Source organism: Brevundimonas sp., assembly GCF_041688735.1.
Classification (GTDB): domain Bacteria; phylum Pseudomonadota; class Alphaproteobacteria; order Caulobacterales; family Caulobacteraceae; genus Brevundimonas.
The window spans coordinates 12,615-26,002 of the sequence record NZ_JBDNHO010000054.1; the positions used below are offsets into that span (position 1 = coordinate 12,615).

Here is a 13,388-nt window from a genome sequence, read left to right on the forward strand (position 1 = left end):
TATCGAGACCCTCGTCACCCTCGGCGTCTTCGCCCCGCTGCTCGGTGCGATCATCGTCGGCCTGAGTGGACGTCGCCTCGGGAACACGCCGTCGCTCGCCATCACGACCGGTCTGCTGTTCTTCTCGTGCCTGGTCTCGTGGATCGTCTTCGGTCAGTGGACCTGGGGCCATCTGGAAGCCTTCACGGTTCAGATCGCGCCTTTCATCAACGTCGGCGACTTCCAGTCGAACTGGGCCATCCGCGTGGATGCCCTGTCGGCGGTCATGCTGGTGGTGGTGACGACGGTGTCGTCGCTCGTGCACCTGTATTCCTGGGGCTATATGGCGGAGGATCCCGACAAGCCGCGGTTCTTCGCCTATCTGTCACTGTTCACCTTCGCCATGCTGGCGCTGGTGACCGCCGCCGACTTCATGCAGCTTTTCTTCGGCTGGGAGGGGGTGGGGCTGGCGTCCTATCTGCTTATCGGCTTCTGGTACAAGAAGCCCACCGCCAGCGCCGCCGCGATCAAGGCCTTCGTGGTCAACCGCGTCGGCGACTTCGGTTTCGCCCTGGGCATCTTCACGGTGTTCTGGATGTTCGGCACGATCCAGTTCGCCGAACTGTTCCCCATGATAGCGACGCGCGAGAACACCGGATGGGACTTCCTCGGCCACACGTGGTCGGCGCTGGATCTGGCGGCGGTGCTGCTGTTCATCGGCGCCATGGGCAAGTCGGCGCAGTTCTTCCTGCACACCTGGCTGCCGGACGCCATGGAGGGCCCTACCCCTGTATCGGCGCTGATCCACGCGGCGACCATGGTCACCGCGGGCGTCTACATGGTCTGCCTTCTGAGCCCGATCTTCGAATACGCCCCGGTGGCGTCGTCCGTCGTAGCCATCATCGGCGCAGTGACGGCCCTTTTCGCCGCGACGGTCGGCCTGGCCCAGAACGACATCAAGCGGGTCATCGCCTATTCGACCTGTTCGCAGCTGGGCTACATGTTCTTCGCGGCGGGCGTCGGCGCCTATCAAGCCGCCATGTTCCACCTGTTCACCCACGCCTTCTTCAAGGCCCTGCTGTTCCTCGGCGCCGGCTCGGTGATCCACGGGATGCATCACGAGCAGGATATGCGGAAGATGGGCGGGCTGTGGAAGCTCTTGCCCGTCACCTATGCGGTGATGACGATCGGCACCATCGCCATCACCGGACTGGGCATCCCCGGCGTCGGCGGTTTCGCGGGCTTCTACTCGAAAGATTCGATCATCGAGAGCGCCTTCGCCTCGTTTACCGAAGGCCACAGTGCGATGGGACTGTTCGCCTTCATGGTCGGCATCCTGGCCGCTGGCCTGACCGCCTATTACTCGTGGCGGCTGGTGTTCATGACCTTCCACAACAAGCCGGTGTGGAAGGACGCGCATCAGGATGATCACGCTCAGGACGACCACGCCTCGCACACCCGGTTGGAGACGCACTTCGAGCCGATCGTCGACACCCATGACGGCGACGGGCATGTCCACGATGACCATGCGCACCACGGCCCGCTGAAGCCGCACGAGAGCCCTTGGGTGATGCTGGTTCCCCTGATCCTGCTGTCGGTCGGAGCCGTCGCGGCAGGCGTCGCCTTCGCGCCGTACTTCATCGGTGATTTCGAGCATGAATTCTGGCGCGGCGCGATCTTCACCGGGCCGGACAACCACGTCCTCCACGAGAGCCACTATGTTCCGACCTGGGTGAAGTGGTCGCCGCTGGTCCTGACGCTGATCGGCACCTTCGCGGCCTTCTGGCTCTATATCCTCAAGGACGGCATGGCGCGCCGGATGGCCGAGCGGGGCAGTGTGGTCCACGCCTTCCTCTACAATAAATGGTATTTCGACGAGCTCTACGACGTCGTCTTCGTGCGTGGCGCCAAGGCGGTCGGCGACCTGTTCTGGAAGGTCGGCGACATGAAGATCATCGACGGCGGCGGTCCGAACGGCATGGCTTGGGTGTCGCGCATGTTTGCTGGCGGTTTGGCCCGGTTCCAGTCCGGCTACGTATACTTCTACGCCTTCGTGATGTTGCTCGGCCTGGCTGGATTCCTCGCCTTCGCGATCATCGCGTGGGGAGGCTGATCTTGCCCCAGATCCCCTACATCCTGAGCGTCGTCACCTTCCTGCCGCTGGTCGGGGCGGGACTGATCCTGCTGGCCCGCCTGCTCAACAAGGGTGGGGCTGATGCCTCGGCGCGCTGGATCGCTCTGCTGACCACCGTCGTGACCCTGGCCGTTTCGGCCGTGCTGATCGCCGCGTTCGATCCGTCGAGCGCGGCTTACCAGTTCGTCGAGCGCTATGAATGGTTCGCCGGGGCGCAGTACCACATGGGGGTGGACGGGATTTCGATCCTGTTCGTGCTGCTGACGGCGTTCCTGATGCCGATCTGCATCCTGGCCAGCTGGGCGACAATCAAGGACCGGGTGGTCGACTACATGATCGCGTTCTTGGTGCTGGAGACACTGGTCATCGGGGTGTTCACCTCGCTGGACCTCTTCCTGTTCTACATTTTCTTCGAAGGCACCCTGGTGCCGATGTTCATCATCATCGGCGTGTGGGGCGGGGCGAACCGGATCTACGCCGCCTACAAATTCTTCCTCTACACCCTGCTGGGTTCGGTGCTGATGCTGCTGGCCATGCTGTGGATGGCGGCCGAGGCTGGCACGACCAGCATTCCGGCGCTCAAGGAATTCGCATTCGCGCCTGAGGCGCAGCCGTTGTTGTGGCTGGCCTTCTTCGCCTCGTTCGCGGTGAAGATGCCGATGTGGCCGGTGCACACCTGGTTGCCCGACGCCCACGTGCAGGCCCCCACGGCGGGGTCGGTGATCCTGGCGGGCATCCTGTTGAAGCTTGGCGGCTACGGCTTCATTCTGTTCAACCTGCCGATGTTCCCGCAGGCGTCGCAGATGTTCGCGCCGCTGGTGTTCGCCCTGTCGGCCATCGCCGTGGTCTATACCTCGCTGGTCGCCTTCCGGCAGACGGACATGAAGAAGCTGATCGCCTATTCGTCGGTGGCGCACATGGGCTTCGTCACCATGGGCATCTTCGCCGGCAACGATCTGGGCGTGCAGGGCGCGGTGTTCCAGATGTTGAGTCATGGCCTGATCTCGGCCGCGCTCTTCCTCTGCGTCGGCGTGGTCTATGACCGGATGCACACACGCGAGATCGCCTTCTACGGCGGCCTGACCAGCCGGATGCCGTGGTTCGCGGCCATCTTCCTGCTGTTCACCATGGCCAACGTCGGGCTGCCGGGCACCTCGGGCTTCATCGGTGAGATCCTGACCATGACTGGCGTTTATCAGGTATCGACCTGGACAGCCCTGTTCGCGGCCTCGGGGGTAATCTTCTCGGCGGTCTATGCCCTGACGCTGTATCGCAACGTCATGTTCGGCGAGATCACCAACCCGGCCCTGAAGACCATCACGGACATCGACAAGCGCGAGCTGCTGATCTTCGTGCCCCTGATCGTCGGCACCATCTGGCTGGGCGTGCAGCCAGGCCTGGTGCTCGACTATACCGCCGCCTCGGTCGAGGCCCTGACGACCACCTATCGTGCCGCGATCGGCGGGTGAGACCGACATGCCTGATCTGATTTCCGCCCTTCATCTTTCGGCTCCCGAGATCACGCTTGCGGTTGGCGGCCTCGCGTTGCTGATGCTCGGCGCCTTTATGGGCGACAAGAGCGCGCGCCTGATCTCCACACTGTCCGTCGGCCTGCTGGTCGTCGCGACGGGTGTGGCCGTGACCGGTCCGCTTGGCGAGGCGTTCAACGGGGCCTACGTCGCCGACCCGTTGGCCGTCTTCGGCAAGGCGGTGATCTTCCTGTCCAGCGCCGTGGCCATCGTGCTGGGTAACGGCTGGATGCACCGGACGCGAATCGCGCGGTTCGAATATCCGATCCTGATCGTGCTGGCCTCGGCCGGCATGGGGATGATGGCGTCGTCGGGCGATCTGATCTCGCTCTATGTCGGCATCGAGCTGCATTCGCTGGCGCTCTATGTGCTGGCCGCCTTTCATCGCGACGATCTGAAGGCGTCCGAGGCGGGCCTGAAGTATTTCGTGCTCGGTGCCCTGTCGTCCGGTCTGCTGCTCTACGGCGCCAGCCTGATCTACGGCTTCACCGGCTCGATGCGCTTCGACGAGATCGCGGCCTATGCGGCGACCAACGACTCTCCCGGCCTGATCTTCGGCCTGGTCTTCCTGATCTGCGGCCTGGCGTTCAAGGTCTCGGCCGCGCCGTTCCACATGTGGACGCCGGACGTCTATGAGGGGGCACCAACGCCGGTCGTGGCCCTGTTCGCCACCGCGCCGAAGATGGCCGCCATGGTCCTGTTCGCCCGCGCGCTGGGCGACGGCTTCGCCGGATCGCAGGAGCAGTGGGCCCAGGTGCTGATTCTGATTTCGCTGATCAGTTTCGCCGTCGGCGCCTTCGGCGGCCTGGCGCAAAAGGACATCCAGCGGCTGCTGGCCTATTCGTCCATCGCCAACATCGGCTACGCCCTGCTGGGCATCGCGGTCGGGACCGAGGCGGGGCTGCAGGCCATGCTGATGTTCATGACGCTGTACGTCATCGACCAACTGGGCTTCTTCGCCATCCTGCTGTCACTGTCGCGCGGCGGTCGCCCGATCCGCAAGATCGCCGATCTGGCGGGCCTGCGTAAGGACAAGCCGGTCACCACCATCGCCCTGACGGTGCTGTCGCTGTCGGTTCTCGGGATGCCGCCGTTGTCGGGCTTTTGGGGTAAATATTATGTCTTCGGAGCGGCCGCCGACGCCGGCTACTGGATGGTCGGTGCGGCCGGTCTGGTCGCCTCGGTCGTGGCGGGCTTCTACTATCTGCGGATCATCAAACTGATGTGGTTCGATCCGGTGCCCGAGGGCACGGTCGCGACCGACCCCGCGCCGGTCGAAACCAAGGTCATCGCCTGGACGTCGGCGGCCTTCGCCTTCCCGCTGGTGATCGTCGGCCTGACCTGGCTTGAGCCGCTGACCCGGGCCGCCGCGACAAGCTTTGGAGCCGGGTAGGGCGATCATGTCCGCCGCGCCCATCCTGCTGTTCGACCAGACCGACTCCACCAATGCGGAGGCCCGTCGACGAGCCGAAGTCGGGGAAACGGGACCGCTTTGGGTCGCTGCGCGCCACCAGACGGCGGGGCGCGGGCGTCGCGGTCGCAATTGGCAAAGTGAAACGGGGAATCTGGCCGCGACCCTGCTGTTCGTGACGCAGAAGGCACCTGCGGAGGCGGCGCAGGTCACTTTCATCGCGGCGCTGGCCGTCGCCGATCTGCTGGACGGCTGGGCTCCGCCGTCCCTGGTCACGATCAAATGGCCCAATGACGTGATGCTGGCCGGGGAAAAGGTAGCGGGCATTCTGGTCGAATCCGGACCGCATCCCAACGGCGATCTATGGCTGGCCGTCGGAATTGGCGTGAATCTGACGCATGCTCCCACGGGGACGGAGCGTCCCGCGACGGCCCTGGCGCATCATCTGGCGGTCGGTGCGACCATACCCCCGTCCGTCGAGATCGCCTGCCAGCGACTAGCCGTGGCCTTCGCGGTCTGGCAGGAGCGTTGGGAGACGATGGGGTTCCAGCCCATCCTCGACGCTTGGCGGACGCGGACGCCGGGTCTGGACGGACCGGCTGTCGCTCGGCTGGGCCATGAGACGGTTGAGGGCCGTGCCGAGGGCGTGGCAGCCGACGGCGCGTTGAAACTCAGGCTGGCGGACGGTTCGCTGCGGCTGATCTCGGCCGGCGACGTTTTCTTCGGGGAGGCTGCGTGATGCTGCTGGCGATCGAGCAGGGCAACACCAACACGTTGTTCGCCGTCCATGACGGGTCGGACTGGGTCGCCCAGTGGCGCACTGCCACCCACGCCAACCGCACGGCGGACGAATACGCCGTCTGGCTGAGCCAGTTGCTGGCCATGCGTGGGCTGGCGATCGGGCAACTGGACGGCTGCATCATCTCCAGCGTCGTGCCGCAGTCGATCTTCAACCTGCGCAATCTGGCCCGGCGCTATCTGTCGGTCGAGCCGCTGGTAATCGGCGAGAACGTCGAGCTGGGCATGACGGCGCGGATCACCAAGCCGAGCGAGGCGGGAGCGGACAGGCTGGTCAACGCCATCGGCGCGCACATGGTGTACCCCGGCGACCTGATCGTGATCGACAGCGGCACGGCCACGACGTTTGACGTGGTGGCGGCCGACGGCGCCTTCGAGGGTGGGGTCATCGCGCCCGGCATCAATCTGTCTCTGCAGGCGCTGCACGAGGCGGCTGCCATGCTGCCGCGCATCGCTATCCAGCGCCCCGACAAGGTGATCGGCAAGGACACCGTTTCCAATATGCAGTCCGGGGTCTTTTGGGGCTATGTCGCCCTGATCGAGGGCCTGGTCGTGCGCATCAAGACGGAGTGGGGCAGCCCCATGACCGTCATCGGCACCGGCGGCGTCGCTTCATTGTTTGAAGGGGCCACCACATCCATCGACCGGTTCGATCCGGACCTGACCATCCGCGGCCTCCTCGAAATCTGGCGGCGGAATACCCACATCAAGGACGCATGAAAAAAACAACCAACGACGAACTCGTCTTCCTGCCGCTCGGCGGGTCGGGCGAGATCGGAATGAATCTGAATGTGTACGGCTACGGCCCCGAAACGAACCGCGAGTGGCTGGTCGTCGACGTGGGCGTGACCTTCGGCGACCTGTCGACGCCCGGCGTGGACGTGATCGTGCCCGATCCGGAATTCCTGCAGGGCGAGACCATCCGCGGCATCGTGCTGACCCACGCGCATGAGGACCACATCGGTGCCCTGGGCTGGCTGTGGCCGCGCATTAAGGCCCCGCTCTACGCCACGCCCTTCACCGCCTATCTGATCCGCGAGAAGCTGCGCGAGGCCGGCATACTGAAGGATGTGCAGATCATCGAGGTGCCGCTGGGCGGCACGATCGACCTCGGCCCGTTCCAGGTGACCATGGTCACCATGGCCCACTCGATCGCCGAGCCAAACGGTCTGGCGATCCGTACGCCGCTGGGCACTGTGTTGCACACCGGCGACTGGAAGATCGACGACGACCCGATCATCGGCGGCGTCACCGACGCCAAGGCGATCACGAGTCTTGGCGACGAGGGCATTCTGGCCATGGTCTGCGATTCCACAAACGTCTTCGTGGACGGCGTCGCCGGCTCCGAAGGCATGGTTCGCGAGAAGCTGGCTGATCTCATCGGCAGCCTGAAGGGCCGGATCGCGGTCGGCTGTTTCGCGTCGAACGTCGCACGGATGGACAGCGTGATTCGAGCCGCCGGGAAGGCCGGGCGCCGGGTGTCGCTGGCGGGCCGCTCGATGCATCGCATCACCGCCGCCGCCAAGCATGTCGGCATGCTGAAGGACATCAAGCCCTTCCTGTCGGACGAAGAAGCGCGCGTCTGGCCAGCCGACCAGATCCTGTATCTGTGCACCGGCAGTCAGGGCGAGGTCCGGGCGGCCTTGTCGCGCGTGGCCGAGGGCACGCACCCGTACATCAAGCTGAGCAAGGGCGACCACTGCATCTTCTCATCGCGGGTCATCCCCGGCAACGAACTGTCGGTCGGACGGCTGCAGGACAAGCTCGCGGACCGGGGCGTGCGGCTATACACCGAGAAGGACCACCCGGGCATCCACGTGTCCGGCCATCCCTGCCGGGATGAGTTGAAGCAGATGTACCAATGGGCGCGGCCGAAGATCGCCGTACCAACCCACGGCATGCGCCGCCACCTGGCCGAACACGCCAACCTAGCCAAGGACATGGGCGTGCCGGAAACGGTCACGCCGCGCAACGGCGACATGGTACGTCTGGCCCCCGGTCCTGCGGTGATCATCGACGAGGTCCCCAACGGCCGGCTCTATGTCGACGGCGGCCGTCTGGTCACCGAACAGGGCGAGGCGCTACACGAGCGTCGCCATGCCTCGACCAACGGCGTGCTGGTGGTCAGCTTCGCCATGGACAAGCGCGGGCAGATCGTCAGCGACATCGACGTACGGGCCATCGGCCTGCCCGGCGACGCGGAATCGCCTCTGGGAGACTCGCTCGACGATCTGGCCGAACGGGTCGAGCAGGCCGTCGGCAAGCTGAAGGGCGCGGCACTGGAGGACGAGATGGTCATCGAACAGGCCGTTTCGCGCGCGTTGAAAAAAGCCAGCCAGCAGATCTGGGATAGACGGCCCATCGTCGAGACGGTCATTCTCAGGCTTTAGGTTACGGGACTGCGCGGATGGGCCAGGGCGTTCGCAAGCAGCTGAAGGCCAGAAGTCGGGCGGCGCTGGAGCACGTCCGGCACGCCCGCCATCCTCTGAAGGGCTGGCGGAAATGGGCGCTCACTTTGGGCCAGGCCATGCTCGGCCTCATGCTTCTTTTCGCCTCCGCCAACCTGACGCTGAGCCTGACGACCTTTCGAGGCGACGACCCCGTCGATCGCATGGTTCATGAGGTTCGCGGCCTTTGGTTCAGCGCCGCCGAGGGCCATCCGGTGTCGCCTGGGGCCTTCGCCGCTGTTCACGGCAGGCACCTGGGTCACCGACCCCCTGCGGAGGCCATACGCGCGCACTTCGCCCGCAAGGCGGAGCGCGGCGTGTTCCTGTTAGATCACGTGATGGTGGACCACATCCTGCGCCGCTTCGGACGGATCGACAGCCGCACCTTGCCTTCCGGCATCTACGTCGGGGCCCATGCGCTGGGGCCGGACGGCGATCCATGGGTGCGGGTGACCAAATGGCCCGCCTACTATCTGATGTTTCCGCGGCACGCCTATATTCTGGTGGTTCCCGAGTCCGGTCCGGCCGTTGTGTTCTCCGCCAGTCAGAACGCCAAATTCGATTCCGACCTGCCGGAGGGCGATCGCCTCGGCGCGCGGATGGCGGTGTTTGACCACCGGGCCTACGACTTCCCGCGTTCAGGTCAGGCGCTGCATGAGATGACCTTGATCACCGACGACCCGGCGCGGGTGGCCGCAGCCCGGGCGGCGCTGGAGCGGGCACGCGCGGAGCTGGACGCCAGCGGCCTGCGCTACGGCCTGCTGGCACCGAACTCGAACACAGTGGTCGGCTGTATCCTCGAGGCTTCTGGTGAGATCAGCCGTCGGCAGCGCAGCCGCATCCTGCTGGCGGTCCGAGCGCCGGGAATCGGCGCGGACTGCTGGTAGTCTTTGAATCCCGGGCGGGGCCTAACTATAAGGAGCCGAATCCGCCACCCAGGACCCTCCATGCCCGATGCCTCGTCTGAATTTCGCTACAAGCGCGTCCTCCTGAAGGTCTCGGGCGAGGTGCTGATGGGCGATCAGGCCTACGGCATCGACATGAAGACCGTGGCGAACGTGGCCCAGTCCGTGGCCCAGGTGGCGCGCGAGGGCGTGGAAATCTGTCTCGTCATCGGCGGCGGCAACATCTTCCGGGGGCTGTCGAAGGCGGCCGGGGATATGGACCGGGCCACGGCCGACTATATGGGCATGCTGGCCACGGTGATGAACGCCTTGGCCATGCAGGCGGCGCTGGAAAAGATCGGCGTCCAGACACGGGTGCAGAGCGCCCTGACCATGAACGCCGTGGCCGAGCCCTATGTGCGCCGCCGGGCCCTGCGTCATCTCGAAAAGGGGCGGGTGGTGATCTTCGCCGCAGGCGTCGGCGCGCCCTTCTTCACGACGGATTCCGGGGCCGCGCTGCGGGCCGCCGAAATGGGCTGTGACGCCTTGCTGAAGGGCACCAGCGTGGACGGCGTCTATACGGCCGATCCCAAGAAGGACCCGACGGCGACCCGCTATGATACCCTGACCTATCACGATGTGCTGGCCAAGGATCTCAAGGTCATGGACGCCTCGGCCATCGCCTTGATGCGTGACTCGGGCATTCCGATCGTGGTCTTCTCGATCCGCGAAGACAATTCGCTGCGACGGACCCTGACGGGCGAGGGCACGTTCACCGTCATCACATCGGCCAGCAAGCCCGCCTGACAGCGCCATCAAAAGACGAGAGAAACGACCATGGCCAAACCTGACCTGAAGACCTACCGCGACCGCATGGACAAGGCGGTCGGCGCCTTGAGGGAAGAGTTCTCCGGCCTGCGGACCGGCCGCGCCAACGCGGGAATCCTGGAGCCGGTGCAGGTGGAGGCCTATGGCTCGACCTCGCCGCTCAACGCCGTGGCCGCGATCAGCGTGCCCGAGCCGCGCATGATCTCGGTCAACGTCTGGGACAAGACCATGGTGGTCGCGGTCGAGAAGGCCATCCGCGCCGCCGGCCTTGGCCTGAACCCCATCGTCGACGGACAGACCCTGCGCATTCCGGTCCCGCCTCTGACCGAAGAGCGCCGCAAGGACCTGGCCAAGCTGGCCGGGAAATACGCTGAGCAGCAGAAGATCTCCGTGCGCAATGTGCGGCGCGACGCCAACGACGACCTGAAGAAGGCCGAGAAGGCGTCCGAGATCAGCCAGGACGAGCAGAAAAAGATGGAGGTTGAGGTCCAGAAGGATACGGACGCGGCCATCAAGCGCATCGACGATACGTTGAGAGCCAAGGAAGTTGAGATCATGCAGGTTTGATGGCGGAAATTACCGTAGGATAAGCGCCGACGATGCCTGTTGATCCCCTTCATGCCCCGCCCGCAGCAGACGGGCCGCGCCACGTCGCCCTGATCATGGACGGCAACGGCCGCTGGGCGGAGCGACGCGGCGTGCCGCGGGCCATCGGACATCGCGAGGGCGTGCAGGCCCTGAAGCGCACCGTGCAGGCGGCTCCGGCGCTGGGCATCCACTGCCTGACGGTATTCGGCTTTTCGACCGAGAATTGGAGACGCCCGGTCGAGGAAGTGACCGACCTGATGGGTCTGGTGCGTTCCTACGTGGTCAGCGACCTGAAGCGACTGGAGAAGGAGGGCGTGCGGGTGCTCGTTCTGGGCCGCCGCGCCGGCCTGCCCGCCGACATCGCCGAGATCGTCGAGCGGGTCGAGGCCACGACTGCCCACAACGACAAATTCATCCTGCAGGTCGCCTTCAATTACGGCGGACGCGCCGACATCGTCGACGCGGCCCAGCGTCATGTCGACAGGGTCCTGGCCGGGGAGGCGACGGGTCCACTGGACGAGGAGACGTTCGGCACGGGCCTGTCGACAGCCGGCGGGCCGCCAGTGGACGTCATCGTCCGCACCTCGGGAGAGCAGCGGCTGTCGAACTTCCTGCTGTGGGAGGCCGCCTATGCAGAGCTGGTCTACCAGAACGTGCTGTGGCCGGATTACGGGCCCGACGCCCTGGCCGACGTCGTCGATCAGTATCGCAACCGGGATCGACGGTTCGGCGGCCGGGCGGCGGCCACGCCCGCGCTCGCGGCCGGCTGATGGCGGTCAAGGCCGGCGAGATCGGCCTCAGGGCCGCATCTGGAATCGTGCTGGCCACGGCGGCCGTGCTGGCGATCTGGGCCGGTGGGCTGTGGTTCCTGGCAATGATGCTGCTGGCCTGCGCCCTGCTGGCGGTGGAATGGGCAATGATGAGCGCGGCCGGAGCCTGGCGGGTGATGGCCGGCGCGGTGGCCTTCGGGCTGGTGGCTGGGGTGGTGGCCGCCCATGCGGGGGAATTGTCGCTGGCGCTGGTCATGCTGGTGTTCGGCGCGGTGTCCGCCGGCCTGTTCGCCCGCAACCGGGGTCAGGAAGCACTGGATGCCGCCTATGGCGTCCTCTACCTCGGCTGGCCGGCGGTGCTGATCATCTGGCTGCGCGACGTCGACACCAGTGAGGGCCTGTCATGGACCGTATTCGCCTTCGTGATCGCCTGGACTTCGGACAGCATGGCCTATCTGGTCGGCAGCCAGGTCGGCGGGCCTAAGCTGTGGCCGCGGTTCTCGCCCAACAAGACCTGGTCCGGCTTCGTCGGCGCCTTGGTCGCCGGCACCATCGCCGGAGCCCTGCTGGCGGTGTGGCAAGGGATGAGCATCGGACCGGTGTGGGGCGCAGTCCTCGGACTGGCGGCGGCATTGGCGACCATGGGCGGCGACCTGTGGGAATCGGCGCTGAAGCGTCGCTACGGCGTCAAGGACGCCGGCACGCTGATCCCGGGTCATGGCGGGTTGATGGATCGGGTCGACGGATTGATGTTCGCCGTGGTGGTGGTGGCCTGCGGACGTCTGATCGTGCTGCTGATGGAGCGTGGCGCATGATCCGGCGGCGGGTGACGATTCTGGGTTCGACCGGCTCGGTCGGCTGTTCGACGCTGGACCTGATGGATCAGGCGGAAACGGCCGGAAGCGGCGCCTTCGAGGTTGAGGTCCTGACTGGCGGCGCGAACGTCGCCAGGCTGGTCGAGCAAGCGCGGCGCTGGAAGCCACGCCTGGCGGTGATCGCCGATGAGGCGCAACTGTCGGAGTTGCGCGACGCCCTGGCCGGAACCGGCGTCGAGGCGGCGGCGGGGGAGGCGGCCATCGTCGAGGCGGCCACTCGTTCCGTGGACTGGATCATGGCCGCCATCGTCGGCTCTGCGGGCCTGCGTTCGGCTTGGGCGGCGGCGGCGACGGGCGCGACGCTGGCCCTTGCAAACAAGGAAAGCCTGGTGTGCTGCGGCCCGGCCCTGCTCGAGCGGGTCAAACGGTCGGGCGGGCGGGTGATCCCGGTGGATTCGGAGCATTCCGCCATCTTCCAGGTCTTCCCTCATGACGCGCCGGAGCAGGTGGCCAGACTGGTGTTGACCGCGTCCGGCGGGCCGTTTCGTCGGGCGACGCGCGCCGAGATGGCGGGCATCACACCGGAACAAGCCGTGGCACACCCCAACTGGAGTATGGGCGCCAAGATCTCGGTCGATAGTGCAACCATGGCCAACAAGGGGCTGGAGGCCATCGAGGCGGCCTATCTGTTCGATGTGCCGGCACAGCGGATCGACATCGTGGTTCATCCCGAGTCGATCATTCACAGTCTGGTCGAATACGTCGACGGCTCGACGCTGGCCCAGATGGGACCGCCGGACATGAAGACGCCGATCGCCTGCGCCCTGGCCTGGCCGGACCGTCTGGCATGGCCCGCGCCCAGGCTGGACCTCGCCGCCCTGGGGCGCCTAACGTTCGAAGCGCCCGATGAAGAGCGTTTCCCTGCCCTGAAACTCGCGCGTCAGGCGTTGGTGGCGGGTGGGGCGGCGCCGATCGTGTTCAATGCGGCCAATGAGGTGGCGGCGCTGGCCTTTCTCGATCGTCGGCTGAGCTTTCTCAATATTGCCTCAGTCGTCGCCGACACCTTGTCCAGCGTGACGGCCCCGGGGGTGGATTCCGGTTCCGACGGCGCCTGCGACGCGGCCTTGGCCGTGGACGCGCAGGCCCGGCGTGCGGCGAACGGAATCATCCGGGACCTGGCTGCGGCAGCCTGACGGCGGAGGGAT

General features: G+C 65.9%; 12 protein-coding genes. All 12 read left to right on the top strand.

Translation table 11 applies throughout. The features are described from left to right. The first annotated feature begins 1 nt into the window (after position 1). The 12 genes from nuoL to dxr are packed head-to-tail and all read left to right on the top strand — an operon-like array spanning position 2 to position 13,376. Positions 2 to 2,092, top strand: coding sequence for an NADH-quinone oxidoreductase subunit L (gene nuoL / locus ACESMO_RS05965; protein ID WP_372707287.1), 2,091 nt, complete (start codon positions 2 to 4; stop codon positions 2,090 to 2,092). An 11-nt stretch (positions 2,093 to 2,103) separates the two neighbouring features. Further along, on the top strand, positions 2,104 to 3,582 hold the full coding sequence (locus ACESMO_RS05970; RefSeq protein WP_372707288.1) for an NADH-quinone oxidoreductase subunit M: 1,479 nt from the start codon (positions 2,104 to 2,106) through the stop codon (positions 3,580 to 3,582). A 7-nt stretch (positions 3,583 to 3,589) separates the two neighbouring features. Further along, the gene (nuoN, locus tag ACESMO_RS05975; RefSeq protein ID WP_372707250.1) at positions 3,590 to 5,035 is read left to right on the top strand and encodes an NADH-quinone oxidoreductase subunit NuoN; all 1,446 of its coding nucleotides are present in this window, start codon (positions 3,590 to 3,592) and stop codon (positions 5,033 to 5,035) included. A 7-nt stretch (positions 5,036 to 5,042) separates the two neighbouring features. Beyond that, complete coding sequence (locus ACESMO_RS05980; RefSeq protein WP_372707251.1) at positions 5,043 to 5,792, top strand: biotin--[acetyl-CoA-carboxylase] ligase; 750 nt, start codon at positions 5,043 to 5,045, stop codon at positions 5,790 to 5,792. After that, positions 5,789 to 6,571: a type III pantothenate kinase gene (locus ACESMO_RS05985; protein WP_372707252.1), complete on the top strand. Its 783-nt coding sequence runs from the start codon at positions 5,789 to 5,791 to the stop codon at positions 6,569 to 6,571. The genes ACESMO_RS05980 and ACESMO_RS05985 overlap by 4 nt, the downstream gene beginning before the upstream one ends. Next, the gene (locus ACESMO_RS05990; protein ID WP_372707253.1) at positions 6,568 to 8,241 is read left to right on the top strand and encodes a ribonuclease J; all 1,674 of its coding nucleotides are present in this window, start codon (positions 6,568 to 6,570) and stop codon (positions 8,239 to 8,241) included. Before ACESMO_RS05985 ends, ACESMO_RS05990 begins: the two co-directional genes overlap by 4 nt. Positions 8,242 to 8,258: 17 nt before the next feature. Beyond that, positions 8,259 to 9,185, top strand: a complete 927-nt coding sequence (locus ACESMO_RS05995; RefSeq protein ID WP_372707254.1) for a hypothetical protein — start codon at positions 8,259 to 8,261, stop codon at positions 9,183 to 9,185. Positions 9,186 to 9,245: 60 nt separating this feature from the next. Next, positions 9,246 to 9,989 (top strand): UMP kinase, encoded by a 744-nt coding sequence (gene pyrH / locus ACESMO_RS06000; protein WP_372707255.1) that lies wholly within the window; start codon positions 9,246 to 9,248, stop codon positions 9,987 to 9,989. Positions 9,990 to 10,019: 30 nt separating this feature from the next. Then, complete coding sequence (frr, locus tag ACESMO_RS06005; protein ID WP_372707256.1) at positions 10,020 to 10,577, top strand: ribosome recycling factor; 558 nt, start codon at positions 10,020 to 10,022, stop codon at positions 10,575 to 10,577. Positions 10,578 to 10,609: 32 nt separating this feature from the next. Continuing rightward, entirely contained in the window at positions 10,610 to 11,368 is a 759-nt protein-coding gene (uppS, locus tag ACESMO_RS06010; RefSeq protein ID WP_372707257.1) for a polyprenyl diphosphate synthase, read from the top strand. Beyond that, entirely contained in the window at positions 11,368 to 12,183 is an 816-nt protein-coding gene (locus tag ACESMO_RS06015; protein WP_372707258.1) for a phosphatidate cytidylyltransferase, read from the top strand. The genes uppS and ACESMO_RS06015 overlap by 1 nt, the downstream gene beginning before the upstream one ends. Next, positions 12,180 to 13,376, top strand: coding sequence for a 1-deoxy-D-xylulose-5-phosphate reductoisomerase (gene dxr / locus ACESMO_RS06020; protein WP_372707259.1), 1,197 nt, complete (start codon positions 12,180 to 12,182; stop codon positions 13,374 to 13,376). The genes ACESMO_RS06015 and dxr overlap by 4 nt, the downstream gene beginning before the upstream one ends. Positions 13,377 to 13,388: the final 12 nt, after the last annotated feature.

Bases quoted from the DNA above. Each gene is read 5' to 3' on its own strand.
- nuoN (WP_372707250.1), top strand. From the start codon at position 3,590: ATGCCTGATCTGATTTCCGCCCTTCATCTTTCGGCTCCCGAGATCACG.
- ACESMO_RS05980 (WP_372707251.1), top strand. From the start codon at position 5,043: ATGTCCGCCGCGCCCATCCTGCTGTTCGACCAGACCGACTCCACCAAT.
- ACESMO_RS05990 (WP_372707253.1), top strand. From the start codon at position 6,568: ATGAAAAAAACAACCAACGACGAACTCGTCTTCCTGCCGCTCGGCGGG.
- ACESMO_RS05995 (WP_372707254.1), top strand. From the start codon at position 8,259: ATGGGCCAGGGCGTTCGCAAGCAGCTGAAGGCCAGAAGTCGGGCGGCG.
- pyrH (WP_372707255.1), top strand. From the start codon at position 9,246: ATGCCCGATGCCTCGTCTGAATTTCGCTACAAGCGCGTCCTCCTGAAG.
- frr (WP_372707256.1), top strand. From the start codon at position 10,020: ATGGCCAAACCTGACCTGAAGACCTACCGCGACCGCATGGACAAGGCG.
- uppS (WP_372707257.1), top strand. From the start codon at position 10,610: ATGCCTGTTGATCCCCTTCATGCCCCGCCCGCAGCAGACGGGCCGCGC.
- ACESMO_RS06015 (WP_372707258.1), top strand. From the start codon at position 11,368: ATGGCGGTCAAGGCCGGCGAGATCGGCCTCAGGGCCGCATCTGGAATC.
- dxr (WP_372707259.1), top strand. From the start codon at position 12,180: ATGATCCGGCGGCGGGTGACGATTCTGGGTTCGACCGGCTCGGTCGGC.